Source organism: Rhizobium sp. YTU87027 (assembly GCF_050644135.1).
Taxonomy (GTDB): Bacteria; Pseudomonadota; Alphaproteobacteria; order Rhizobiales; family Rhizobiaceae; genus Rhizobium.
In genome coordinates this window covers 1,350,477-1,374,287 of the sequence record NZ_CP098440.1, presented here as the reverse complement: position 1 = coordinate 1,374,287, position 23,811 = coordinate 1,350,477, and the positions used below count along the sequence as shown (strand labels likewise).

The following is a 23,811-nucleotide window of genomic DNA, read 5'->3' as shown; positions in this document are numbered from 1 at the left end:
ATTCAGAATGCTCGCAGTTCCTCTGTGAGCAGGGTCCGCGCATAAGGCAGTGGAACCCCTTCCAGCCTTGTGTGGCTCTGTCTAACGGCCAGGCCGCGGCTAATGTCGCGGCCTTGGCATTTCTGTTAGAAAGGCTTGGACTTGAGCAGATACCGGCCTGCGATGGCCTCGTGCTTCCACCCGAACCAGCGGCCCTTGTGACGATAGCCGAAGATCCGGCGACCAGATTTCAACTCGATCACCGTCCAGTGCGAGACAGGAGGATAGCGTCCTGGTAACCGCCGAGGTTCCGGGGTTTGTGGCGTTTACGTCGGACACGCGAGTCGATCGGTAGAAGTAATCCCCAATCTGGATGAACGCTACGATTGCCGCGCTTTCGCGGATTATCGAGCCGATGAGCCGTTTCCGGTCGTAGTTCGTCGGCATCGTCGGGGAAGTTGCCGAGGCAGAGAACAGCGCATCGACAACACCGGTGTCCGATCGCTGGATTAGCCAAACATTATATGTCGTGTTTGCGATCGATCCTGTGTCCACGCCGCCGTTGCCAGACCCGACTGCCCACGCAGCATCGAGTCGCTTGGTAAGGGCCGAGGCGAGCGTCATTATATATGGTGTTGCATATATGGTGTTGCGCCATCGCTGGCCGCAGCCCCGACGCCAATGTCGATATCGTTCGTCGCGTCAGAGGCGTTGTTGGAGAGCGTCAGGCCATAAAGGTGACCCTGAAGGAATACACCGCCCACAGTCCCCGTTAGATTGACGTTCTGGAGCTCGCCGACGGCATCAAAGTGTAGGCCATAAGAGCCAAATGAGGCTATCTCTACCGCCGACGAGACGATCCCGATCTCAGTCGCCGACTTCAGGTAAAATCCCGTTGTCGCGGCAGTATTGAACGTGAGTGACGGCAGCGAAGCGGTACCGGCCGATGCCTGCAGCGGAGCCGTCATCGGCGCCGATCCGTTGCGTGGCAGCGAGTTGGTGATTTCGTTGCCCAGATCCGTGGTCAGACTGTTCCACGGTACCGGATCGATGAGAGTGCCGGAAACAGCCGTGGTGCCGGCCGGATCGAAGGCTCTCACCGTTGGCGAGATGATTGCAGATCGCATCGGCGATTGCCTGCATGAATGTTGTATTTGCCATTGTTCCCTCTGGCCTTCTAATCGGCTGGAGCTTTCTCTAGATGCCCGGCTGTGCCCACGTGAGCTAGGCATCGACGACACCCCAAGGCCATGCGTCTTTAGAGATCCACATCGCGTTGACTTGGGGGTATGGATGGAACTGGAGTATTCTTTCGGGCAGTGGAGCAGCAAAGGTGAAAGCGAAGGTCGCAGTCCCCTGCTGGCCTCAATCCGCGAATCTTCCGACGGCTGGGGCCTGCACATGTGGTCCAACATAGGTACGGCGAACATGGCGCGAAACATCGAGGTCGACGTCAACTCAGCCGATTTCTCCCGGATAGCGAAACTCATGATCCAAGCTGATCGCATAGCGACCATGAAAGCGTTTGCCGAAGCTATTCTCGCGTTTCCAGACGTATAGGGCAGAGGGCCCTTTTTGCGCCTGTGGATAACGCGGATTGCAAAGTCGGAGCCTTGCGATTCACCGTTTCGTCTCGTCTTATTTCGTCGGCACCTAACGGAGACCGCCGCTAATGTTCCTTCGACTTTCTGACGCCGAACGGTCCTTCTTCGTAAACATGAATCAGGTGGTTCAAATCCTGCGATACTCAGATGATCCGAGGGATTTCACAAACCTGATTACCAACACCCGGAACAAGAGCGGCGGATATGTGACGATCCTGGTAAAGGAGACGCTTTTGCAGATCGCAAACCTAATGGATATCGAGCGGCAGCGCCTTGCCGACATGAAAAGGGCAGCCATCTAGGAACGCTACGCCAAACCCATTGTCCGCCGGATAGGGGGCTCGCCCCTCCACCCAGCAATACCTGCACACAGGACAGCGATGAAACTGCTTATCGCGAAGCGCCGAAATCTGATGGGCGAGTTGGAAGACATCGACGCTTTCGATGCAGTGCATCGGGCATCATCTAGCACCTACCTCTGCCCCGAGTGCGGTCGCTACGTCCGACCGTACGGGGAAGAGGCTGGACCGCGCTTCAAGCATCTGACCACCTCGCCTACCTGCAGCTATTCCGGAGGCAGGAAGAAGCGACAGACCAAGGAAAAAGCCGGGTTGTGATCTAGATGCGATGTCGCGGCGATAATGGCTCTAGGTATGCTCTAATCTAGTGTTGACAGAGCGCCACGTCGGATTGGCCTTCGAGGCCCCACGCTCCTGATTGCAGGCGTAACAAACGAGATGAAGGTTATCAAGGCAACTGCTGCCACCCCTGCTTGCTGGCTTTAGGTGATCCCATGTGGCCAGATTTGCGACCGCGGCAAGCCTATTGCGTTTGCGATCCTTGTTATTAAATCCGGGAAGTACCATAGCCGCGTCGCAGATACCGCATTGCCCACTTTGAAGCTTGAACGCTCGTCGCTTCCGGCCGTGCTTTTTCTTCGCGATTTTACTCAAGCAGTCGTTGCCTCCCCTGCAATGCTTGGTTGTTGCAGGAGAATAGCAATCTGGATCGGAGTCAAGCTTCGAAAGGGACGCGCGCTCTACGCCTTTTCGGGTATTTCCAGTGGTCTTTCAGCAAAAGATGCCTTCCGCCCGAGTTGATGCCGCGCCCGGAGGGGTGTTCCGGTGTTCGAATTCTCCTCGAGGAAGAAGGGTCGATTGCGGCTCACCGCTCGGCCCGCTCCAGGAGCTGCCGGCGGCGTTCGTTACGCCAGTGAGCGTGGGCGAGAACGTCAGCCCGAACCTGCTCCTTCTGGCCGGTCACTTCGGCGTCGCGCCAGTCCGTCGCGCAATTCTTCGAAGCTACCGTTATTGACGTGTCTTCTACGGCGATTTGCGTCACGTCGTCAAAGGTCACTGTCAACCGGACGCGGTGTTTTTGGTTGAGAGCGTCTGCTATCCGTTGACAATCAGCCTGTACACGCCGTTCGAAAGTTCTTCGCGACATGTCGATTTTCCGTAAATACCGGTCGAGATAGATGCCTTTGCGGGTCTTGATGAAGGCATATTCGTAAACTCGCTTGCATTGCTCCTCGTTCAGGTAGGAGTTCACCCAGTCCCAAACTGCGTACATGCGGCTGATCGCGCCTGCCGATAGGATGCGTGGCGCCTTGGCCTCCTGGTAGCCGTAGGACTCCATCATATCGCGGACCACGTCCGACATCGCGCCGGATGCCAAACGCGGCCCCAGGTCGCCCGGTGAGGCTCTGAGGGTATACGCCGCTTCGATGATCTGGGCCCGCACCTGCTCATACGTCCATTCCGCAAACATCATGCCGCTTCTTCTCCTCGATAGGGCCAGAGGCCGAGTTGCTGCCGGAGCGCCACCAGAATCTCATCGCTCATGGGCATTCCGTATTTCATGGACCGGGCGCCACGCCGTGTGGCGCCGAAGTCGATCGCATTGAAGTCCGAAACAAGAGACGGCCGGCGGACGAGATCCGGATTGGCGATGAGAAGACGCGACACAGCTTTCAAGACATCGGCATACAGCTCGCCGGCATTGCGCGAATTGCCGGTGATGAGCATCAGGACCAGGCGGAGATGCTGCTCTCCATGCCGGCGGCCGATTTCTCGGACGGTCGGCTTGCAGAAGCATTCTCGAGCGCGGCGGCTCGTTGGGCTGTGGTGCTTCCACTCCCGCAGGGTGACGCCACACTCTCTCGCGATCTTGTAGATGTTGACGCTTCTATTCAATTAAGCCTCCGGCGTTGGCGGCTGGTTCCGTTCGTTTCTCTCTTCCATTTCGTGCTTCGGGTACCCACTTCTTGGGAAGCGTAGCAACGCTCGCTGACAAAACACCCCTCGCGATTGGAGCGTAGCCATGTTGGTACACCGATGGGAAAAGCCCCTCGTGCTGGGAGATAGCCGCATACGCATTGTTGTCGGCTCGCCTGAGGAGGCCTTGACCTGGCTCATTCACGAACCGAACCAGAGCACTGCCAAATGGCAGCGCGCATGGAAAGCTTGCAAAGCGGTCATCGAGGGTCGGATGAGGGCCGAAGACGCCAAGTCCGCCGTCCAGCTCGCGGCTGCGCGCTAAGTCGCCAATACTGATGCCGTTCGGGGGTCTGTTCAACGCTCAGCTCGCCGATCAGCGCTGCTTCACAACCAAGCCGGCTCTCTTGAGCGCCGCGACCTCATTACTGTATTGCGTCTCGGTCTCGCACCGCCTGAACAGCCGGGACTGCCCCGCCTTGATCTCATTAATGCGCCAATACGGTGAGCCGTACTCTGGATCATATTTGTAGCCTTCGTAGCTAACAGCGGGAATCTTGCGTCGCTCTTCGCTGGAAGGACGTGGATTTGACAGCGGCCGTTATTGCGGTCACCTGAAGCGCAGAGCAGGTTGGTAAGGAGGTCCGGTATAAGGAGACTAAATCGGGCAAGGCCCGCACCGTGGCCCTCTCCTCAACGGTCCTCGAGGAGTTGAAACGGCACCGACTTGCCCAGGCCGAGGAGCAGCTCAAGATCGGGATCAGGCCCGTCGATGATTCGTTTGTGGTCGCCCAAGTCGACGGCAATCCTCTCAAGCCGGTATCCCTCACCCATGAGTGGACGAGGTTGTTGGCAAAGACCGATTTGCCTCGCATCCGCTTCCACGATCTGCGACACTCCCACGCGACGCAGTTGCTTGCGGCCGGCGTGCACCCGAAGATTGCCAGCGAGCGCCTCGGTCACTCGACAATCGGGATTACGCTCGACCTTTATTCGCATGTCATGCCGGGGATGCAGGCAAATGCTGCTGAGCAAGTTGACGCGGCCATCAAAGCTGCTAAAAAGCCAGCCGTCGAATGATTGGGTAGCAAATCGGTAGCAAAGCCGGTTTTCAGGCAAGAGGCAAAAAGCTGAAAGCCTAATCTAATCAATCAGATGGAAGAGTGTCCGAGTGGTTTAAGGAACCGGTCTTGAAAACCGGCGTGCGGGAAACCGTACCGTGGGTTCGAATCCCACCTCTTCCGCCAGTTCTTGTTGTTTTCATTGCGTTTTTTGATATTTCTTCGCAGAATTTTCATCGTTGTCATAACGGCTAAAGAGGACGCTGATCCAGGCCGTTGTTCTGATCATAACGCTGCTTCATTGACGCCTTGGCGCGGCGGGAGAGGAAATCACTCCCCCGACGCCTGCTGAATAATCAGACAATCGCACTCACGACTTGCGGAACCCATTTGCCGTTAAGCGTTGAGTAGGCACAACCAACAATGCAGAGCGCTGACATGAGCCCAAAGGCAATAGCCAGGTGATGCGTAATATTGATAGCGCCGTTATGAGGAGTGCTGCCGACCCACTGCTCTGGATCCCAAAGCATCGCTTTGTTTGCAAGGTTGTCGTAGTCGTCGCTGTGCATTGACCAGTTGAACCAAGCCATCATGCCGGACAACAACGTAAGGATAATCCCGGCGACAAACCACCACACCGTCCATTGGTACTGTGCCAGCGCCTCTGGCTTCCCGGCAAGGTCACTAAGGAAGGTGAACAGGCCGAACAGCGCGCCGCCGTGGATAATTAGCAGGCTGCCGATCATCCACCGTCCCCATTGAGTGGCGACGTCAAACGTGGCTCGCTGCATCTCCTTGCAGTCCCGGTAGACCATTTCGGCCACTTCAGGCCTATCTTTTCATGAACGCCTTCGCGGGTGGCGTCACATTGTCACTCATCATCGCTCCCCTTTTCTCGCAATCACGGGAATCAGAGTCGCATATTCACACAATGGTTGCATAGAGGGGCTGGCGGATCTCCCGCCGCTTGAAGCGTCGAAGCCGCCGGCATTCTCGCCGACGGCCAGATCTCATCCACGTGGCCGCCAAGTTGGGACTAAAAATCAAAATACACGGTCACACCTGGCCTACGTTGATAGGAGTAATAGTCGCGATAGCCGTACCGCGGATATCCATAATACCGTGGATAGCCGGAATACCGCGGCCGGTAGCACGAACCGTAATACCGGCAGTCGCGGTAGGCGTAGCCTCGGTTCTTCCAGTGACCATAAGCATAGCCATTCCCATGGCCCTTGTGTTTGACAAGCTCGACGTCGGGGGTGTGTATAGGTACTGCTTTCGGCACGACGATCGGTGTCGCGTTTAGCGGCAGGGAGAAAGATGCAGCCAGGACCATGGCTGCGATTGGGGCAAAAAGCTTCTTCATCATCGGCGCATCCTTTCAGGCTGCGAGTCTGGGTTAATAAGAATTAACCTCCGATGAACAACTGCGCGCTGCGGACTTATTCGAGTTGGCCGCGCCTGAACTGGAAAGCCTTATTCGAGATATCTACAGTCACGTTATCGAGGATTTCGAGGCATCAAAGAAGTTGTGTGACGAGTTCTCCGCTGTTTTCAAAGGATATTTCAAAGACACTGAATTCGTCACAATCTCCGCGGCTGAGCGTGCTCCGGACAATCAGCCTACCATTCTAACTCAATAACTGCATGAGCGCTCATTGCTCGGCCTGAAGCCATCCGCGCAGGCCGGGTTCACCGAAGTTCTTGGATTATATTGATAATCTGGCGGATTTCGATTCTGCGGCGCCGTCGTGCACGCCGACGCAACCGCGCTCAGACCGATCAGCAATCCGGCCGCTATCATTGCCCGAAACCTGCTCATATTAATCCCCTCGCCGCGGTGACCTTAAGTCCCAGAAATGCCGCGCCATCAAGCAGATGCGAGGGCTATCACGAACACTTGACCGCCCTCACCCGACTCGCCCGGATTTCAACCGCGGCCCACCAATCCGCAACCGTCGTTCGATTCGGAGACTTGCCGTACGCGATATTGAAGACCGCAAGATCGGTGTTGAAAAGGGCCGTGCTACCAAATCTGCAGCAAGAATGTGGAAGTAAGCTCAAGCGCAATTCCCGATTTTAGAAGTGGACACTCGCTCTCCCCGGAACCGATGTATTTGACCGATGAATGGCTTTGCTTGGGGCGGCGATTACGCGCTCGGCGCCATCCTGAACAACCTCATTGCGATCCGTAAGGCATCAGAGCGGCCGGCTCTAAGCAATCCATGCTCTAGCCGCTGAAATCAGGATCGCTACTCCTTCGATTTGAGGCACTCGAAGAGCTCGTCGCCTCATTTGCAAGGCGACTGTCCACGACCATTCGTCCGACCGGGTCGTTGGCATTCCCTCTTCCGCGTCGAAACCTGATCGGCTCCGACCTGACAGCGAACTCGCGCCGCCTAGGCGTTGTGTGGTACAAATGCGGCGGTGAAGGTGCGCGATTGGGAATCTGTCGCGATGAGCATCGAAAATCATTCGCATGCGCCTGGCGCCAACATTCATGTAAACCACTATTGCTGCGTCGTCGGATGCGGGAAATGGGGAGGTTTCGGACACACCTCTTCCAAAAGCGGCGAAACGCAATGGTGGTGTGCCGAGCATTATCCGCATTGGGATGACATCAAGCAGGCGGATGAACGAGATCAGTAGCGCTACCATGCGCTACCGCCGGTCAGTAGCTGCAGGAGCGGCCGTCGCCAGGTCTGAAACCATCCTCGCAGGCTCGATTCATTGAATCTCCCGGCTCATAGCCTGATGCAGAACCCATTGAATTCGGCGGTGTCGCGCAGGCCGATGCGAGAGCCGAAAGACCGATCAACGCTCCAGCCGCCACGAACGCACGAAATCTGCTCATTTGTTTCTCCTTACCACCCCCGGTTACACTGCAGCCAACAATGTATCGCGCCATTGGGCTGATGCGAGGAGTATTGCGCACGGAAGTGGAAATAAATGGCTACCGGCGAATGCTTGATGCGTGTAAATGCGGGCAAAGAGAGTTCGAGGCTCCAGACATAGCGTCTCAGGGGCTGACAAAAAACCTGTTGGCGGGTCGAGCAAGGCCGAGGTGCTCACGGAGCGTCGTGCCCTCATAGTCCTGTCTGAAAATCCCGCGCCGTTGCAGCTCGGGTACGAGCTGGTTCACGACATCGTCGAGACCCTGGGGAAGATACGGGAATACGATGTTGAAACCGTCGCTGCCGCGCTCCCCCAGCCATTGCGCCATCTCATCGGCAATTGTTTCCGATGTCCCCACGAAGGCCAGGCCAGAATAACCGCCGTAGCGCTGCGCAAGCTGCCGAACGGTTAACTTCTCTTCTTCAGCGAACTTCACAACCTGGGCGCGGCCAGTCTTGCTGGCATTCGTCTCCGGTATGTCAGGCAGAGGTCCATCGGGATCGAAGCCAGAAGCATCATGACCAAGGGCAATCGAGAGTGAAGCGACGGCACTGTCATAATGAACGAGGCTATCGAGCCGTGCCCGCTTCGCGCGCGCCTCTTCGACGCTGTTACCGATGACGATGAAAGCGGCCGGCAGAATCTTGAGGTTATCGGGATCCCGTCCGATCGCGGACATGCGCCCCTTGATGTCCGCATAGAGCGCCTGCGCTGCGCGTAGATCGCGCGGCGAGCAGAAGACGACTTCTGCCGTCTCGGCGGCAAGCTGGCGCCCTGGCTCGGACTGCCCTGCCTGCACGATGACCGGCCAACCTTGCGGCGGCCGAGCGATATTGAGTGGGCCGCGGACGCTGAGTTCTTCGCCCTTATGATTGAGGACGTGCATTCTGGCCGGATCGAAGAACTGACCGCTCTCGACATCGCGCGTAAAGGCGTCGTCAGCAAAGCTGTCCCAGAGCCCTGTAACGACGTCGTAGAATTCGCGGGCGCGATGATAGCGTTCGCCATGCTCGACATGCTCCTCGAGGCCGAAATTCAGCGCGGCATCGGGATTGGCCGTCGTCACGATGTTCCAGCCCGCCCGACCGGCGCTGATATGGTCGAGCGAGGCGAAGCGGCGGGCTACGTGGTAGGGCTCATCGAAGGTTGTCGAGGCAGTCGCAACGAGGCCGATCCGATCAGTGACGGCGGCAAGGGCAGACAGCAGTGTAAACGGCTCGAAAGAGGTTACCGTCTGGCTTCGCTTCAAAGCTTCCACCGGCATGTTGAGCACGGCGAGATGATCCGCCATGAAGAAGGCGTCGAACTTCGCCGCCTCCAGCTTTAGCGCGAACTCCTTCAGGTGCTTGAAGTTGAAGTTCGCGTCGGGATAGGCGCCCGGATAGCGCCATGCCCCTGTATGCAGGCTGACGGGGCGCATGAAGGCGCCGAGATGCAATTGTCGCTCCAGTGCCATCAAGCGCTCCCGTCCAGTGCCTAGCCCTGCCCAAGCGTTTAAGCCTGTGGCTGCTTGGTCTTGCGCAGGTACGGCAACACTGTGTCAAACGAACCGAAACGGGTTACGGCATCCTCGTTGGAGACGGCGGCCGTAATGATGACGTCCTCGCCCTGTTGCCAATTTGCCGGCGTTGCAACCTGGTGCTTTGCCGTCAACTGGATGGAGTCTATCGCGCGGAGGATCTCGTTGAAGTTTCTGCCGGTCGTCATCGGATAGGTGAGGATCAGTTTGATCTTCTTGTCGGGACCAATGATGAATACGGAACGGACGGTCGCATTGTCTGCGGGCGTGCGGCCTTCGGACGTTTCTCCAGCTCCGGCCGGCAGCATGTCATAGAGCTTGGCAACCTTCAGGTCCTTGTCGCCGATCAACGGGTAGTCGACATCGAAGCCGGTCGCCGTCTTGATGTCGCTCTTCCACTTGCTGTGGCTTTCGACCGGGTCGACGGAGATGCCGATAATCTTGGCGCCGCGCTTGCGGAACTCGGGTTCCAGCCCGGCCATCGCGCCAAGTTCGGTCGTGCAGACCGGCGTGAAGTTCTTCGGATGCGAGAAGAGGACAGCCCAGCCGTCACCGATCCAGTCGTGGAACTGGATGGAACCCTGTGTGGTGTCGGCGGTGAAATCCGGTGCAATATCGTTGATACGGAGGCTCATGAGCGGTGATCCTTGTTGGTAATGGCGTTGGTTTCAATGAACGGCGATTGTGTAGCCGTTTTCTGCCGCTGTTCAAGCACTTGCGCCAAAATGCTGAACTGATGAATGGCCCAAAGCCGCCTGAACGGCAGTTCAATTATACACATTTATTCTGTCTATGATTCTACAGAACCTCTTAATCCATGGCGCGTTGTACTTACCGTGAAAGTCGCGCCCATGAAGGAGAACGTCTGCGAGACGAAATAGCTCGGCCGACCACCTTCGCGCGATATTGTCGACGACCGATTGCCAGCGACATTGATTACCACGCCGACGAAGCCGCTCTGCCGAGCGACGGCTTCCTCTGCGGTATCTTATCGAGATGATGAGTTCTTACTTTCAGCTTCTCAAAGATCCGGTAGCCGCCCGGCCAACGGCCGTAGCCGCTGGCGACATTGATGTGTCCGGCCAGACCGGCATTGCGCAACTCGCTGCCCCAGAGACGGGCAAAGAGCGTCAGGCGGTCGAGCGACATATAATGATCGTTCAGGCTACCGACGATCACGCTTGGAAACGGCAGTTCGGCCGTTGGCATCGTGCCAAAAGCAATCCGCCCTGGATGTAGTTTGTCGGTCGCCGGCAGGTCGCACGGCGCCACCAGCAAGGCTCCCCTCACCCGGCCCGCTGCGGGCCGCCCAGCGAGACTTGCCGCCAACAGGCATCCGAGGCTATGGGCAACGATGTAGGCGTCTCCGGCATCTTCGAGTGCGGCCTCGAGCCTCGCCCGCCAGGTATTCAGGTTCGGATGATCCCAGTTATCCTGCTGGACGAGACGACTTTCGGGATGATCGCGCAGCCAGGCGCTTTGCCAGTGTGCATCCTCTGATCCAAAGAGCCCTGGGAGAATAAGTACTGGCGTCATCATCAATCCTCATCGCGTCTTAAGAGCGAGCTGTCGGTTCCTAGAGAACGCCTAGCGTGATTGCGAACAGGAACGCGAAGGCGAGGATCGTAGCCACGGGAGCGGCCATATCTGCTGCTGCGCTCACTAGCCGGACTCGCGGAGCGATGCGGCGATCATCGAAAACGACCATGTCGATCCCTCAGTACCAGGGGCCCGGAGATGGGTTCCAATAATAGATTTCATAGTCGCGGGCTGTCGGCTCGCCGTCCTGAGGCCACTCGATCCGCGCGGCGGCCGGTTGGGAAAGGTCGATGCGGAGCACCGATCGGATCCACAGAAGAAGAGACTGCATCATCATTTTCTCCTTACCCCCTTAGATCAGCTGGTTCCGCCTCGCATTCGAAAGCAGGTCCGTGGCACTGGCGACGGGACCGAACAGCATCAAGAGGCGATTTTGCTCCCGGATCGTCAGCCGATAGCGGCGAGCGAAGTCGAAGACGCTCCAAAGCTCGCTTCCCATCGCCACTTTCTCCGCACCGTCCATGTCATCATCCCTCCTGCGCTCACTCGGCGGCTTGAAGTGAAGCCCTTGCCGAGGGCACGAAGGAGAAGGCGGCCAGTTCATCGACAACAGCGCCAATACGGCCTGACAGCGCCTCCGAGGCGACTTTGTAGTCGACGAAATCGCGATCCGAAGCATAGACGGCCGTCGGCAGCGTGTGAGCCATGAAGAAGCCGAACAGAGGCCGCAACTGATGCTCTACAATCAGCGCGTGGCGATCCCCGCCACCGGTCGCAGAGATGATGATCGGCTTGGAGCGGAGTTCGTTCGGCTCGATCAGATCGATCAGATGCTTGAACAGACCGGGATACGACCCCTTGTAGGTCGGCGAGCCAATGACGAGAACGTCCGCCTTGACGATATCATCGAGAACCTGGGTCGCCTGGGCATCCAGCTCGCTGCGCCACAGGGCCGTACCAAGCGACGGGCCGACATCCTTGAGATCGTAGACCTTCGTGGAGAAGCCGTAGTTTTCAGCGGCAAGTCCAGCGATATGCTCGACAAGGGTATAGGTTTTTGACGGACGGTTGAAGCTACCGGCAATGCCCACCAATCGCAGCGACATGTATCTCTCCTTCTTTGCTGCATCAAATATTGTCTATAAAATTAGTGAACAAAAGAAATGAAGTTCCGTTGTGACATGGAAGTTTGAAATTCGATCCCCTCTAACATGCCATCACAGCGGTCTGGCTTCCGCAACGCTTGCAAGCCTGTTCAGCGCAAGTCCTTCGAAGCGGCCAGTAAGCCCGCCCCTGGCCGGCTGCATGTTGAAATACGACCGGCGGCGCAGGTGCTGATGCCGGTCGTCCGCTCAAAATCGCATGGTGCGGCACAAGCTTGATAGCGACCTACACAACATTTGTGGGAACCTTTGCTGGCGTTGCCCGTTTCATAGTTGCAGCGTTTGAAATCCGCGCTGCCGGACCAGCATCGCCTATGTAGGTCCGCAAAAGGCCCGGTGGATTCTATCCCGCCGGGCTTTTTCTTGTGACACTCTCTTCCGTGAACAATCCTCGCATCAGCTCAACGCAATTGTGGTTCATTTTGAACAACTTGCGGCCTCGCGCATTACCTATCGACTCCAACTGGGAGACAGGAAAATGACGATCACCGCGAAAGTTGCTGCTGCCTTGTGCGTGCTCATTGCATTGAGTTCGTGCGCAAACACGATCAAGGGCTTTGGTCGCGATGCGGCCAATACCGTCAATGCGACGCAGAACGCTGGCAACCGCGTCGCTAACGCAGCGTCCCGCTAGTCTGTTGACGATCTCGCCGTTATTGAGCGCGCGCCCTATGCCTAACCGCTGAACCCCGCCGGGGCTCATCTTTGGCGGACTTCAAACTGTGTTTCGGCATGCGGCGTCTCAAGCAGCGTCAAATCGCCCGAAATAGCCGGAGGGCCTTGAAATCGCATCGATGGGAGCAAAGATTCCGTTGGAATGCGATGGAGGCCCAGCCATGTCGAACTATAGAGAGGAACGGCGGTTTCGGTGTCAGAACGACGGAGGGAAGACCTACGTCGTCATTCAGCAGATCAGGATTTCCGGCCAGAACGCGGCTTCGCCCAAGACCGATTATATGACGGAGGACGGCGAGATCGTGAATCGTCTCGATGAAGATCATTTCCTCCTCTTGATCGACGGCCAGATATTACACATTCCCCATGTCTCTGACGCCGATCACTGAACGGTGGCGTTCACCTCTGCGGGTGACCGTGACACACAGACTCGATCGAATCATGACCCTCTTGCGATCATCCGGCGCATGACTGGAAGATGAACGCCGGTTTCAGTGCGCATTCATGCGCCGCATCTAATCTGTCGAACCAACAGCGCTCCAAAGGCGTTAAGTCAGCAGATACAGATGGAGACCGATCATGAGAAAGCTTATTGTTGCAGCCGCCGGACTTGCGACGCTGCTCGTGAGCGCACCGGCTTTCGCGGACGGCGTATACTTCGAGTTCGGCTCCGGGCCGCAGTATTATGACGATCCGCCACCGCCACGCCACTACCGACACGAGCCACGTTATGTCTACGACGATGATGATGACGACAACTATTATCGTCCGCGTTACGCGCAACAGGCGTGCTGGGACCAGCCCTATCAGAAGAAGAGCCACCATCATTACATCACAAAATACAAAACCGTCTGCCGAGACCGCTAAAGTCGTGTGATACTTCGGTTGCATGGCGATGGCGCGTGACAGTCGCGCCATCGCCATTCTAATGCGGCTCCAGAGTTACCCGGCCACCTCTACTTTCTCTTCAAAACGCAAAAAGGTGATTGGCTCGGATGGCTCCGTTGCGATAGGACTTCGCACATGCGTGCTGCCGCCGGAGTGCCTAAGTGTCGATTGCCGATATTTCCTTGTTGAGCGCCCTGTTTGCCGGCGCTCTGTCGTTTCTCTCGCCCTGCGTCCTGCCTCTCGTTCCGCCTTATCTCTGCTACATGGCCGGTATTTCCGTCGAGCAGTTCCGCGGCGGCAGCACGATCACCGTTGCCCCGGACGCGCGACGAGGCGTGCTATTTTCAGCGCTTTTCTTCACGCTCGGCTTCGCCACCGTTTTCGTAGCACTTGGGGCTGGTGCCTCCAGCATCGGCATGGCGCTTCGCCAACATCTCGATCTCCTGGCAAAGATCGGCGGCCTGATCATCATCATCATGGGTTTGAATTTTTTGGGAATCTTCCGAATTGGAATTCTTGCCCGCGAGGCGCGCTTTCAAGGCAGCGGCAAGCCAGCGACGCTGACCGGTGCCTATGTGATGGGCTTGGCTTTCGCTTTCGGCTGGACCCCTTGTATCGGCCCGGTACTCGGCGCGATCCTCGGCGTCGCGGCTTCGCGAGAGACTGTCGGTTCGGGTGCCGGACTGCTGGCGGTCTATTCCCTCGGCCTTGCTATTCCGTTCTGGATTGCCGCCGGCTTCTCCGGTGCCTTCATGGGCTTTCTGACACGCTTCCGCCGGCATCTGGGAACGGTCGAAAAAGTCATGGGCATATTCCTGATCCTCACCGGCCTCGCTTTCATGTTCGGTTTCATCAGTGACGTCGCAATCTGGTTCCAACAGACCTTTCCAATCCTGATGAAAATCGGCTAAGCGCAAATCGCCCCCGCCGAAATTTGCATTGGAATAGCCGTTGTCCGATATCGTCAGTCTGCTTCTGCCGTTCTTCGGCCTGATCTTCATTGGCTATATCGAGGGGAAAGTGACGAAGCAGCCGGCAGAGGCGCTCGGCTGGATGAACACCTTCATCATCTATGCAGCCCTGCCCGCGCTCTTCTTCAAACTCGTCTCACGCACGCCCGTCGAGGATCTGACACGGGTCGACTTCATCGCCACCGATCTCGCGGCAACCTATTCGATCTTCATCGTATTGTTTGCGATCGGTCGCTGGATCCGGGGCAACTCGCTCGCTGACTGCACGATTCAGTCCTTTGCCGGCGCCTACGGCAACATCGGCTATATGGGGCCTGGTCTCGCCTTGCTGGCGTTCGGCGAAGGTGCGGCCGTGCCGGTGGCGCTGCTCGTCTGCCTCGAGAATGCGCTGCATTTCATCGTTGCGCCGGCACTCATGGCAGCGACTGGTGATGACCGGCGCTCCACCGGCCGCCTGGCGGTCGATATTGCTCGGAAAGTGGCCTTTCACCCGTTCATCCTGTCGACTGCGCTCGGCTTCGTCGCCGCCGGCTTACACATCGATCAGCCGCTCGCATTCCAACGCTTCGTTGACTACCTCGCGCAGGCTGCCGCGCCGTGCGCGTTGTTTGCGATGGGCGTCACGCTGGCCCTTCGGCCGCTGAAGCGCATACCGGCTGAGATCGGCTACATCGTTCCGGCCAAGCTCATCGTCCATCCGATCGTCGTCTATCTCGCGCTGACGGCCGTCGGCGGCTTCGATCCTATCTGGATCTACGCGGCGGTGCTGCTCGCAGCCTTGCCGACGGCGACCAATGTCTTCGTTATCGGGCAGCAATACGGCGTCTGGCAGGAGCGCGCCTCGGCGACGATCCTGATCACGACGGCGCTTTCCGTCGTGACCGTCTCGGCCGTCCTGATTGCGATCAAATCAGGCTTTCTTCCGGCTTAGCTTACCCTTGATCGCGCCCGGAATATCCCGGAAGCTGCGTCCGGGTTCAATACCCTCACGCATGACGATGCTGCGCAGCGGCGGCAGCGCCGACAGGATATGAAGGCCCGCGGCGCGCATCATCTGCACAGGCAGGAAATCGGACAAAAGCGAGCGGTTGAGAAGATCGACGCTTGCCGTGCGGGTCATGATATCGGCGCGGCGCTTGCGATCGAAACGATCGCCAGCGTCGGCGGCGATCGGTAGTTCGGGCCGGGCGCAGAGAATATCCGAAAGCACCATGACATCACGCAGGCTGAGGTTCAGCCCCTGTGCGCCGATTGGCGGAAAGACGTGCGAAGCCTCGCCGATCAAGGCAACTCGGCCTTTGCCGGAGCGATGGGCCATCATGCCGGAAAGCGGCCACAACTGCGCGCCTTCTTCGACGGTCACGTTGCCGAGCAACGACTGCATTCGCTCCTCGACGACATTGCTCAGCTCGGCGAGTGAGAGTTCATTGCGCGCCACCGCATCCGAAGGGTTCTGAACCCATACAAGGCTGGAACGATTGCCCGGAAGCGGCACCTGAGTGAACGGTCCGCTTTCCGTATGAAACTCGGTCGAGACATTCTCATGTGGCAGCGAATGTTCGAAGTTCAACACCATGGCCGATTGCGGATAGGACCAGGTTCTCACATCGATGCCGGCCGTTTCGCGCAGCTTCGACTTGCGCCCGTCAGCGCCAACGGCGAAGGCCGCCGAGAGGACTTCGCCGTCGGCGAGCGTGATGGTCACCGATTCGGTGCCGATATCGATCAGGTCGGCAAACGATGTGAAGCGGGTGATATTGCCTTCGGCCGCAATCGCGGCCTCCAACACCTCCATCAGCGCCTTGTTCGGGAAGTTGTAGCCGAAGGCGTCAAGATCGAGTTCGACGGAACGGAAAGTGGTGATCGGCGCTCGCAGCAGGCGATTCGTACCGTCGATAATGCGCATGGTGGAAAGCGGAGCAGCAGCAGGCCGCAGCTTTTCCCACAAGGTCAGCCTGTCGAGGAAACGGATCGACTGATCCATGAGCGCGGTCGTGCGCCGGTCCTGGCTGGATGACGGCGGCGCAACAAGAGCCACGTTGCGTCCGCCGCGAGCCAAAGCGATAGCGGCGATCATGCCGGCAAGGCCGCCGCCGATCACCACGATTTCAAAAGTCTTCATTGCACCGTTCCGTCGATTCTTGACGGCGATCCGGTGCTTATGCAGCCGGCTTCGCCTGACGGCGCCAACTATAGCCCTTGCCGGCGTCCGCGTCACGCACAGCCGGTTGATAATGATGCGGAATTCCCGGCAGGCGGTGCTCCGTGAGACGCTTTATCGCAGTCTCGTTGGTCACCGCAAAGCTGTCGATGCCGACGCGCTGCATCAGCGGAATCTGGTCGATCAGTACATCGCCGACGGCGCGCAGTTCGTTGGTGTAGCCAAGGCGGTCACGCAGCAGGGATGCATGGCTGAAGGCTCGGCCGTCGTTGAAGGCCGGGAAGGCAACAGCAACAATCTCCAGGCGGTCGAGGTAGGGCTCAAGCTTGCAAACATCGTCCGCCGGCTTGATCAGAACGCCGAAGCCGACCTCATTGCTCTCGTCCGCCTTGGCGATCAGTTCGTCCAAGCCAAGAAGGGCCTTCTGCCCCTCGCCTGCCTTTATCTCTTCCGTCTCGATCACCCAGGGATCGTTCTCGACAAAGCCGGTTTCTCTCCAGATCTTGGTCATCGTCCTCTCCTTACGCCGCTTCTGCCGCTGAACCATACAGCGCGTCCTTGAACGGCTGCGGTCCAACGCGGCGATAGGTTTCAAGGAAGATTTCCGAAGGTTCCTTGCGAATTGTCAGATAGGTGTTGACGATCGTTTCGATCGCATCGGTCACCTTGTCGGGCTCGAAGCCGCGACCGATGATCTCGCCGATCGAAGTGTGCTCGTCGCCCGAACCGCCGAGCGTGATCTGATAGAGCTCAGCGCCCTTCTTTTCCACGCCAAGCAGGCCGATATGGCCGACATGGTGATGGCCGCAGGCATTGATGCAGCCCGAGATCTTGATCTTCAGCTCGCCGATTTCAGCCTGACGATCCGGATCGCCGAAACGCCTGGAGATTTCCTGCGCAACGGGAATGGAGCGCGCATTAGCGAGCGCGCAATAGTCGAGCCCGGGACAGGCAATGATGTCAGTGATAAGACCGGCATTGGCCTCGGCAAGGCCGATGGCGACCAGGCCGCGGTAAACAGCTTCGAGATCAGCAAGCGCCACATGCGGCAGGATCAGGTTCTGTTCGTGGCTGACGCGGATTTCGTCGAAGGCATATTCCTCGGCGATATCAGCGACGGCATCCATCTGGTTATCGGAAGCATCGCCCGGAATGCCACCGATCGGCTTCAGCGAGATGGTCACCATACCGTAGTCGGGATGCTTGTGCGGCTGCACGTTCTGCTGCACCCAGCGAGCGAAAGAAGGGTCGGCCTTCTTCCAGCGCGCGAGGTTTTCCCATCCTTCGGCACGATCGGGCAGAGCCGGCGGCGCAAAATAGGCGGCAATAGCCTCGACATCGGCCTCCGGCAGCTTCAGTTCGGAATCCTTGAGTTCAGCGAACTCTGCCTCGACCTGACGCGCCAGCTCTTCCGCGCCCGTTTCGTGCACGAGAATCTTGATGCGAGCCTTGTATTTGTTGTCGCGACGGCCGTGCAGGTTATAAACACGCACGATCGCTGTCGTGTAGGACAGCAGGTCCTCTTCCGGCAGGAAGTCGCGGATCAGCTTGGCGATCATCGGCGTGCGGCCCTGGCCACCGCCGACATAAACGGCAAAGCCGATTTCACCCTTCTCGTTCTTCTTCAGATGCAGGCCGATGTCGTGGACCTGGATCGCCGCACGGTCACGCTCGGCGCCGGTGACGGCGATCTTGAACTTGCGCGGCAGGAACGAGAATTCCGGATGCACCGAGGACCATTGGCGCAGGATCTCAGCGTAGGGACGCGGATCGGCAATTTCGTCGGCCGCGGCGCCGGCAAAATGGTCGGCAGTCACGTTGCGAATGCAGTTGCCCGATGTCTGCAGTGCGTGCATTTCGACGGAGGCAAGCTCGGCGAGTGCATCCGGGATATCGGAAAGCTTGGGCCAATTGAACTGCAGGTTCTGGCGGGTTGTGAAATGGCCATAGCCGCGGTCGTACTTACGCGCAATATGAGCGAGCATGCGCACCTGGCGTGAGCTCAGCGTCCCGTAAGGAATGGCGATGCGCAGCATGTAGGCGTGAAGTTGCAGATAGACGCCATTCATCAGGCGCAGCGGCTTGAACGCGTCTTCGGCGAGCTCGCCGGAAAGGCGGCGCTGCACCTGGTCGCGAAACTGCTCGACGCGCTCGGCGACAAAAGCATGGTCAAATTCGTCGTAACGATACATCTGCTTCCTCAGACTGCGATGAATGCGGGGTCGGCGGGCTGGTAGCCCGGCGCATATTCCATGGTCGGACCCTGGGCACGAATGCGCTCGCGCAGGCGCAGCGGCCAGAGCACGCCGTTGCTCTCCTGAACCTCGATGACGGCTACGTCCACGACCTGATTGTCGGCATAGGACTTCTTGCCAATTGCTTCTAGCGCATCGACGGCTTCTGTATGGCGAGCAACAAGGGCTTCCTGAAGCGAGGTAACCCATTCGCCGTTGGCGTTCAGCCAGACGGCGATGCCATCCGTCAGTCGGTTGGCAGTCAGGACCTTGTCCACCATGTTCAGCTCCTTGCAAATTCCTCGGACCGGGCGCGTTCGCGCACGAGCGGTTCCGACAGTTCGAAATTGGCGCCTGCGACAGCATCGCCGATAATGACCATAACCGGGCCGGTCAACTCGTCACGGTGCTGCAGGTCGGGGAGATCCCGCAGAATCCCGTGCAACAGCCGCCGATCGGAGCGGCTGGCATTCTCGATGACGGCAACTGTTGTTTCTGCCGGAAGGCCGGCCTGCATCAGACGTTCGGCCACGGATGCAGCGACGGTACGGCCCATATAGACGGCAATGGTCGCGCCCGAGACCGCAAGGCTTGCCCAATCCGGCAAGACATCGCCCGTCAGATCGTGCCCAGTCGTGAAGACCAGCGAGGAGGCGACGCCGCGCAACGTCAGCGGCAGCTCGAAATCGGCGGCGGCGGCGAAAGCCGAGGTGATTCCCGGAACTACGTCATAGGAAATGCCCGCAGCCCGCAGCGCCGCCATCTCCTCGCCTGCCCGGCCGTAGACAAGCGGATCGCCGGACTTCAGGCGAACCACGCGCTTGCCTTCGCGACCGAGGTATACCAGCAGATCGTTGATCTCTTCCTGAGACTTCGAATGGCATCCTTTGCGCTTGCCAACCGACAGACGCTCAGCGTCACGGCGGCCCATATCGACGATTTCCTGCGGCACGAGAGCGTCATAGACGATGACATCGGCTTCCATCATCACGCGCTGGGCGCGCAGCGTCAGCAAGTCCGCAGCACCCGGACCGGCGCCGACGAGCCAGACATGGCCCTCGACCTTCTCGGCAGACTGCAGCAAGCCATTGGCCTCACGCCGCGCCCGCGGCAGGTTCTCGTTGGCAATAGCGTCAGCAACCGCGCCGGAGAAGAAGCGGCGCCAGAAAAGACGGCGCGCAGCGCCCTTCGGGATGAGGTGCTCAGCGGCCTCGCGGTAGCTGATCGCGAGATCCGCCAGACGACCGAGCGAGGGCGCAAGCAACTGGTCGACCTGTGCGCGGATCATCTGGGCCAACACCGGGCCAGCACCTTCCGTGCCGATGGCGACGGCCACCGGCGCGCGATTGACAAGCGCGGGCGTAAAGAAATCGCAGTAATCAGGCTGATCGACGGCGTTGGCGGGCACCTTCTCGGCACGCGCTACCTCCACGATGGCTCGATCTTGGGCCGCGTCTCCGGTCGCAGCAAAGACAAGCGTTGCCCCGTGGACTTGCTCAGCCGCAAAGCCGGCGCGTACCGTCTCGATCCGATTGGCGATCAGAAAGGCGTGGTAATCGGCCTCAGGGCGATCCGCATAGGCAACAATCCTCGCCTGCGTGTTCGAGAGCAGGCGAACCTTCGCGAAAGCTTCGTCGCCATTGCCGAAGACGGCCGCAATCTTGCCTTCAACGCGAAAGAAGGCAGGAAATACCGACAGTTGTTCAGTCTTGGGAGGCATCGTCAATCCATTTCGAAGTTGCCGGAATATGCACTCTCTGCCCAGGCAAATGAAGAAACAGAAATTCCAAAGCCCGCGCGGGCGCGTATTCTTTTACTCGCTCTCCCAATGATTTGAGTAAAAGTCACCGGTGCGGCGCAACGAACACACCCGGACCTGTCGCAACGCAGCGGAAAGCCTGTGACAAACACGATAACGCGGCCTGATCGGCATTTTCCTTGACTGCCGCTAGCGCTAGAGTACAGCCTTCAAGGAGAAATTCATGTCCGACAAGACCATCGCCGCCCGCCTGCTCAACGTCATGGAACACGACATCCTGCCGATGACCGAGCGCGGCGTCGCTGCGGGCAACAAGGTGTTCGGTGCCGCGATCCTGCGCAAATCCGACCTCTCGCTCGTCATTGCGGAGACCAACAACGAGCTTGAGAACCCGCTGTGGCACGGCGAGGTGCACACGCTGAAGCGCTTTTACGAGCTTGGCGAAAAGCCGGCTACGAAGGACCTGATCTTTCTATCGACCCACGAACCCTGCACCATGTGCATGTCGGCTATCACCTGGGCCGGGTTCGACAATTTCTACTATTTCTTCAGCCACGAAGATTCGCGCGACGCCTTCGCCATTCCCCACGACCTGAAGATCCTGAAGGAAGTCTTCGGCCTGGAACCGGGTGGTTATCGACGCAGCAATGCGTTCTGGAACAGCTTTGCCATCGCCGACCTCGTGGAGACCGAGGACGATCACCTGAAAGCCGAACTGAAGTCACAGACGGCACGCATCAAGGCGCGCTACGACGCGCTCTCAGACAGCTACCAGGCATCGAAGAGCAACAACGATATCCCACTGAACTGAGTGATCATGGAAGCCTCCAAAGACATTTCGCGCCTGATCGAGATCATGGCTGCGCTCCGCAATCCGGAAACCGGGTGCCCCTGGGACGTCGTCCAGACCTTCGAGACGATCAAGCCCTATACGATCGAGGAGGCCTACGAGGTCTCCGATGCCATCGAACGCTACGACATGGACGACCTCTGCGACGAGTTGGGCGACCTACTGCTGCAGGTGGTATTCCATGCGCGAATGGCCGAGGAAGCCGGCGAATTCTCCTTCGGCGATGTCGTCGAGGCGATCACTGGGAAGATGATCCGCCGGCATCCGCATGTGTTCGCCTGCTCCGATGCAGATACGCCGGATGCGGTGAAGGAGCAGTGGGACAACATCAAGCAAGCCGAAAAGCGCGAGCGCGCCGAACGTCGAGCCAAGCGCGGTATCAGCGCGGATTTCAAAGCCGGGTTCCTAGGGTCGGTCCAGCGGAGCTTCCCTGCCCTGACTGAGGCGCTGAAGCTGCAGGAGCGTGCTGCAAAGGTGGGCTTCGACTGGTCAGCTCCCGAACCGATCCTCGACAAAATCGAGGAAGAAATTGGCGAGCTGCGCGTCGCCTTAGCCGAAGGCGATCAGGCGAAGGTCAGCGATGAGCTCGGCGACCTCATCTTTGCCGTCGTCAACATCGGCAGGCATGTGAAGACCGACCCAGAGCAGTCCCTTCGCGGGACGAATACGAAGTTTCGCCGCAGATTCAATCACATCGAGACCGTTCTTGATGCAGAAGGTGAGACGCTGGAGGCAGCAAGCCTGGAACGGATGGAGGAAATCTGGCAAGCAGCGAAAGCGATCGAACGGCAACTAGGCTGACCGATATGACCTCGCCTTACGGAATCACCGGCGTAAGCGCAGACTCCGCGGTCGCCTGTCAGCATTGACGGGGCGACGGTCAGATCTTAGCCACTGGACTAGCGCTCCCAGTCCTCTTTAGCGGCTTTCGGCCCATTGCCCAAGCGGCGCTCCAGCTCAACCGCCTCGGTTTCTGACAGGCGCACATCCAAGGTGATCGAACCGTCCTCGTTGTCTTCGCGGCTATCGACAATCGCATGGTCGTAGAGCCAAGGCAGCAGCGCCAACTTATCGACCGGCAAGCGTACAGTCGCTTCGGTCAGCACGCCGGAAAGCCTGCGGCTGATCTCGCCCATCAGCGTATCGATACCTTCGCCGCTAATTGCGGATAGGGCAACGACGTTTTCGGCACCGCTCGCCTTCTGCACGATGGCGCCGTGGGCTTCCGGCTCTAAGCGATCGATCTTGTTCCAGACTTCGACGATCCGCTTGTCGCCCTCTTCCTCGTCGATGCCGAGGTCCTTCAAGATGCGCAGTACGTCCGCGCTCTGCGCCTGATTGTCGACGTCGGACATGTCGCGGACATGAAGGATGAGATCTGCTTCCAGCACTTCTTCCAACGTAGCGCGGAAAGCGGCGACCAGATGGGTCGGAAGGTCCGAAATGAAGCCAACAGTGTCGGAGAGGATCACGGTGCGCCCATGCGGCAGCTTCATCCGGCGCAGCGTCGGGTCTAGGGTTGCGAAGAGCATGTCTTCTGCCAGCACGCCTGCCCCGGTGATCCGGTTGAACAGCGTCGACTTGCCGGCGTTTGTATAACCGACGAGCGCCACGATCGGATGCGGCACCTTCCTGCGCTTGGCGCGATGCAGTTGGCGCGTGCGCACAACCTGTTCCAGCTCGCGCTCGAGCTTGACGATACGGTCTTGCAGCAAGCGACGGTCGGCTTCGATCTGGGTTTCACCAGGACCGCCCATGAATCCACCGCCGCCACGCTGACGTTCAAGGTGGGTCCAGCTGCGGACCAGTCGGCCTTTCTGATAGTTCAGATGCGCGAGGTCGACCTGCAGCGTGCCTTCCTTGGTGGAAGCACGGCGGCCGAAAATCTCGAGGATGAGACCGGTGCGGTCGATGACCTTGGCGTTCCATTCCTTTTCGAGATTGCGCTGCTGCACCGGTGTCAGCGGATGGTCGACGATGACGAGGCCTGAATCATTCGCATCCAGCGTCGCCTTGATCTCTTCGATCTTGCCCGTGCCCATCAGCGTTGCAGGCCGCGGATCGTTGACTGTGACGATAGCGCCATTCACCACATCGAGGTCGATCGCCTGGGCGAGACCAGTCGCCTCTTCCAGACGACTCTCCGCCGTACGAGTTACAACCGGCACCCCATCACCCGCGCCGCGCCCGGCACGCGCCTGCTTGAGCACAGGCACGACAACAGTCGCGCGCATATCATCCCGGTGCTTGGCGGCCTCCGGGATGATCGAGCCGTTCTTGGTATCGCGTGTCGAGAT

General features: G+C 58.6%; 31 protein-coding genes and 1 tRNA gene. 13 read left to right on the top strand and 19 right to left on the bottom strand.

All coding sequences use genetic code 11. The annotated features are described in order from the left end of the window. Nucleotides 1-602: 602 nt before the first annotated feature. The gene (locus tag NBG89_RS06985) at nt 603-1,106 is read right to left on the bottom strand and encodes a hypothetical protein (RefSeq protein ID WP_431322212.1); all 504 of its coding nucleotides are present in this window, start codon (nt 1,104-1,106) and stop codon (nt 603-605) included. 166 nt (nt 1,107-1,272) lie between these two features. On the opposite strand from NBG89_RS06985, the gene NBG89_RS06980 reads away from it, so the two are divergent. From NBG89_RS06980 to NBG89_RS06970, 3 genes are all read left to right on the top strand, one after another. Then, on the top strand, nt 1,273-1,539 hold the full coding sequence (locus tag NBG89_RS06980) for a hypothetical protein (protein ID WP_431322211.1): 267 nt from the start codon (nt 1,273-1,275) through the stop codon (nt 1,537-1,539). A 112-nt stretch (nt 1,540-1,651) separates the two neighbouring features. Next, complete coding sequence (locus NBG89_RS06975; protein ID WP_431322210.1) at nt 1,652-1,885, top strand: hypothetical protein; 234 nt, start codon at nt 1,652-1,654, stop codon at nt 1,883-1,885. A gap of 78 nt (nt 1,886-1,963) precedes the next feature. After that, the gene (locus NBG89_RS06970; RefSeq protein WP_431322209.1) at nt 1,964-2,200 is read left to right on the top strand and encodes a hypothetical protein; all 237 of its coding nucleotides are present in this window, start codon (nt 1,964-1,966) and stop codon (nt 2,198-2,200) included. Nucleotides 2,201-2,230: 30 nt separating this feature from the next. Here the strand turns inward: NBG89_RS06970 and NBG89_RS06965 are convergent, their stop codons facing one another. The 3 genes from NBG89_RS06965 to NBG89_RS06955 all read right to left on the bottom strand — a co-directional run bounded on the left by NBG89_RS06965 (nt 2,231) and on the right by NBG89_RS06955 (nt 3,778). Further along, a complete protein-coding gene (locus NBG89_RS06965; RefSeq protein ID WP_431322626.1) occupies nt 2,231-2,449 on the bottom strand; it encodes an HNH endonuclease in 219 nt (72 codons plus the stop codon). A gap of 298 nt (nt 2,450-2,747) precedes the next feature. After that, on the bottom strand, nt 2,748-3,356 hold the full coding sequence (locus tag NBG89_RS06960) for a hypothetical protein (RefSeq protein WP_431322208.1): 609 nt from the start codon (nt 3,354-3,356) through the stop codon (nt 2,748-2,750). After that, the gene (locus NBG89_RS06955; RefSeq protein ID WP_431322207.1) at nt 3,353-3,778 is read right to left on the bottom strand and encodes a hypothetical protein; all 426 of its coding nucleotides are present in this window, start codon (nt 3,776-3,778) and stop codon (nt 3,353-3,355) included. The genes NBG89_RS06960 and NBG89_RS06955 overlap by 4 nt, the downstream gene beginning before the upstream one ends. A gap of 127 nt (nt 3,779-3,905) precedes the next feature. Here NBG89_RS06955 and NBG89_RS06950 point away from each other — a divergent pair, with 127 nt between their 5' ends. From NBG89_RS06950 to NBG89_RS06940, 3 genes are all read left to right on the top strand, one after another. Beyond that, nucleotides 3,906-4,124, top strand: a complete 219-nt coding sequence (locus NBG89_RS06950) for a DUF982 domain-containing protein (RefSeq protein ID WP_431322206.1) — start codon at nt 3,906-3,908, stop codon at nt 4,122-4,124. A 356-nt stretch (nt 4,125-4,480) separates the two neighbouring features. After that, complete coding sequence (locus NBG89_RS06945) at nt 4,481-4,879, top strand: tyrosine-type recombinase/integrase (RefSeq protein WP_431322205.1); 399 nt, start codon at nt 4,481-4,483, stop codon at nt 4,877-4,879. A 77-nt stretch (nt 4,880-4,956) separates the two neighbouring features. Beyond that, a tRNA-Ser gene (locus NBG89_RS06940) sits at nt 4,957-5,046 on the top strand. A gap of 170 nt (nt 5,047-5,216) precedes the next feature. On the opposite strand, the gene NBG89_RS06935 is transcribed toward NBG89_RS06940, so the two are convergent. The 9 genes from NBG89_RS06935 to msuE all read right to left on the bottom strand — a co-directional run bounded on the left by NBG89_RS06935 (nt 5,217) and on the right by msuE (nt 11,919). Further along, nucleotides 5,217-5,606 (bottom strand): hypothetical protein, encoded by a 390-nt coding sequence (locus NBG89_RS06935; protein WP_431322204.1) that lies wholly within the window; start codon nt 5,604-5,606, stop codon nt 5,217-5,219. Nucleotides 5,607-5,896: 290 nt separating this feature from the next. Beyond that, nucleotides 5,897-6,226: a hypothetical protein gene (locus NBG89_RS06930; RefSeq protein WP_431322625.1), complete on the bottom strand. Its 330-nt coding sequence runs from the start codon at nt 6,224-6,226 to the stop codon at nt 5,897-5,899. A gap of 1,305 nt (nt 6,227-7,531) precedes the next feature. After that, nucleotides 7,532-7,714, bottom strand: a complete 183-nt coding sequence (locus NBG89_RS06925; protein WP_088694940.1) for a hypothetical protein — start codon at nt 7,712-7,714, stop codon at nt 7,532-7,534. 165 nt (nt 7,715-7,879) lie between these two features. Beyond that, entirely contained in the window at nt 7,880-9,211 is a 1,332-nt protein-coding gene (locus NBG89_RS06920; protein WP_431322203.1) for an LLM class flavin-dependent oxidoreductase, read from the bottom strand. A 38-nt stretch (nt 9,212-9,249) separates the two neighbouring features. Continuing rightward, nucleotides 9,250-9,909, bottom strand: a complete 660-nt coding sequence (locus NBG89_RS06915; RefSeq protein WP_025582508.1) for a redoxin domain-containing protein — start codon at nt 9,907-9,909, stop codon at nt 9,250-9,252. 301 nt (nt 9,910-10,210) lie between these two features. Further along, entirely contained in the window at nt 10,211-10,810 is a 600-nt protein-coding gene (locus NBG89_RS06910) for an RBBP9/YdeN family alpha/beta hydrolase (RefSeq protein WP_431322624.1), read from the bottom strand. A gap of 181 nt (nt 10,811-10,991) precedes the next feature. Further along, nucleotides 10,992-11,150: a hypothetical protein gene (locus tag NBG89_RS06905; protein ID WP_431322202.1), complete on the bottom strand. Its 159-nt coding sequence runs from the start codon at nt 11,148-11,150 to the stop codon at nt 10,992-10,994. Between the two features lie 15 nt (nt 11,151-11,165). Beyond that, nucleotides 11,166-11,336: a hypothetical protein gene (locus NBG89_RS06900; RefSeq protein ID WP_189637259.1), complete on the bottom strand. Its 171-nt coding sequence runs from the start codon at nt 11,334-11,336 to the stop codon at nt 11,166-11,168. Nucleotides 11,337-11,355: 19 nt separating this feature from the next. Continuing rightward, on the bottom strand, nt 11,356-11,919 hold the full coding sequence (gene msuE, locus NBG89_RS06895; protein ID WP_431322201.1) for an FMN reductase: 564 nt from the start codon (nt 11,917-11,919) through the stop codon (nt 11,356-11,358). Nucleotides 11,920-12,454: 535 nt separating this feature from the next. On the opposite strand from msuE, the gene NBG89_RS06890 reads away from it, so the two are divergent. From NBG89_RS06890 to NBG89_RS06870, 5 genes are all read left to right on the top strand, one after another. Then, nucleotides 12,455-12,610 carry an entericidin gene (locus tag NBG89_RS06890; RefSeq protein WP_088694936.1) on the top strand — a complete coding sequence of 52 codons (156 nt, stop codon included), beginning with the start codon at nt 12,455-12,457 and terminating at the stop codon, nt 12,608-12,610. A gap of 202 nt (nt 12,611-12,812) precedes the next feature. Next, entirely contained in the window at nt 12,813-13,040 is a 228-nt protein-coding gene (locus NBG89_RS06885; protein WP_088694970.1) for a hypothetical protein, read from the top strand. A 190-nt stretch (nt 13,041-13,230) separates the two neighbouring features. Beyond that, nucleotides 13,231-13,518: a hypothetical protein gene (locus NBG89_RS06880; RefSeq protein WP_431322200.1), complete on the top strand. Its 288-nt coding sequence runs from the start codon at nt 13,231-13,233 to the stop codon at nt 13,516-13,518. Between the two features lie 182 nt (nt 13,519-13,700). After that, complete coding sequence (locus NBG89_RS06875; protein ID WP_431322199.1) at nt 13,701-14,450, top strand: cytochrome c biogenesis CcdA family protein; 750 nt, start codon at nt 13,701-13,703, stop codon at nt 14,448-14,450. A 40-nt stretch (nt 14,451-14,490) separates the two neighbouring features. Continuing rightward, nucleotides 14,491-15,441 (top strand): AEC family transporter, encoded by a 951-nt coding sequence (locus NBG89_RS06870; protein ID WP_431322198.1) that lies wholly within the window; start codon nt 14,491-14,493, stop codon nt 15,439-15,441. Here NBG89_RS06870 and NBG89_RS06865 read toward each other — a convergent pair. The 5 genes from NBG89_RS06865 to cysG are packed head-to-tail and all read right to left on the bottom strand — an operon-like array spanning nt 15,421 to nt 20,625. After that, nucleotides 15,421-16,632 (bottom strand): UbiH/UbiF family hydroxylase, encoded by a 1,212-nt coding sequence (locus NBG89_RS06865; RefSeq protein WP_431322197.1) that lies wholly within the window; start codon nt 16,630-16,632, stop codon nt 15,421-15,423. The two genes, NBG89_RS06870 and NBG89_RS06865, sit on opposite strands and share 21 nt — an antisense overlap. Nucleotides 16,633-16,669: 37 nt before the next feature. Next, complete coding sequence (locus tag NBG89_RS06860) at nt 16,670-17,182, bottom strand: DUF934 domain-containing protein (protein ID WP_431322196.1); 513 nt, start codon at nt 17,180-17,182, stop codon at nt 16,670-16,672. 10 nt (nt 17,183-17,192) lie between these two features. Next, on the bottom strand, nt 17,193-18,863 hold the full coding sequence (locus NBG89_RS06855) for a nitrite/sulfite reductase (RefSeq protein ID WP_431322195.1): 1,671 nt from the start codon (nt 18,861-18,863) through the stop codon (nt 17,193-17,195). A gap of 8 nt (nt 18,864-18,871) precedes the next feature. Continuing rightward, nucleotides 18,872-19,186: a DUF2849 domain-containing protein gene (locus NBG89_RS06850; protein ID WP_431322194.1), complete on the bottom strand. Its 315-nt coding sequence runs from the start codon at nt 19,184-19,186 to the stop codon at nt 18,872-18,874. Between the two features lie 2 nt (nt 19,187-19,188). Then, complete coding sequence (gene cysG / locus NBG89_RS06845; RefSeq protein WP_431322193.1) at nt 19,189-20,625, bottom strand: siroheme synthase CysG; 1,437 nt, start codon at nt 20,623-20,625, stop codon at nt 19,189-19,191. Nucleotides 20,626-20,887: 262 nt separating this feature from the next. Here cysG and NBG89_RS06840 point away from each other — a divergent pair, with 262 nt between their 5' ends. Together NBG89_RS06840 and mazG are read left to right on the top strand one after the other, a co-directional pair. Then, nucleotides 20,888-21,475, top strand: a complete 588-nt coding sequence (locus NBG89_RS06840) for a nucleoside deaminase (protein WP_431322192.1) — start codon at nt 20,888-20,890, stop codon at nt 21,473-21,475. A 6-nt stretch (nt 21,476-21,481) separates the two neighbouring features. Beyond that, nucleotides 21,482-22,315: a nucleoside triphosphate pyrophosphohydrolase gene (gene mazG / locus NBG89_RS06835; RefSeq protein ID WP_431322191.1), complete on the top strand. Its 834-nt coding sequence runs from the start codon at nt 21,482-21,484 to the stop codon at nt 22,313-22,315. Between the two features lie 98 nt (nt 22,316-22,413). On the opposite strand, the gene hflX is transcribed toward mazG, so the two are convergent. Beyond that, nucleotides 22,414-23,748, bottom strand: coding sequence for a GTPase HflX (gene hflX / locus NBG89_RS06830; RefSeq protein WP_431322190.1), 1,335 nt, complete (start codon nt 23,746-23,748; stop codon nt 22,414-22,416). Nucleotides 23,749-23,811 lie beyond the last annotated feature (63 nt).